This is a genomic window from Adlercreutzia equolifaciens (genome assembly GCF_029076695.1).
Taxonomy (GTDB): Bacteria; Actinomycetota; Coriobacteriia; order Coriobacteriales; family Eggerthellaceae; genus Adlercreutzia; species Adlercreutzia equolifaciens_A.
Genome location: NZ_JARFIK010000419.1, coordinates 1 through 300, shown reverse-complemented (window position 1 = coordinate 300; position 300 = coordinate 1). Strand labels below are relative to the sequence as shown.

The window sequence follows — 300 nt, the reverse complement described above, 5'->3', positions numbered from 1 at the left end:
GCCGTCCGTGAGCCAGACGGCAGCGTCGGGCCGCGGCATGGCCGAGCTTCGCGCCAAGGGCGTGAAGACGGTCGTGGTCGATCCGAACTTCTCGCCCGACGCCGCGTAGGCCGATGTGTGGCTGCCCCTTCGTCCCGGTACCGATACCAAGCTGATCTTGTCCTGGTATCGCTACATCTTCGAGAACGAGCTGTAAGACGCGGAATTTACGAAGTACTGGACTAATCTGCCGTTCCTGATCGACATGGATTCCTCTTCCGATCGCTATAAGCTGCCCGTTCTCGCCATGGATATCTTCCC

Annotated in this window: 1 pseudogene; it reads left to right on the top strand. The window is 59.7% G+C overall.

Annotated elements, in window-relative coordinates:
* Window positions 1-300 (top strand): annotated as a pseudogene (locus PZH32_RS14185) (molybdopterin-containing oxidoreductase family protein); the annotation flags it as partial.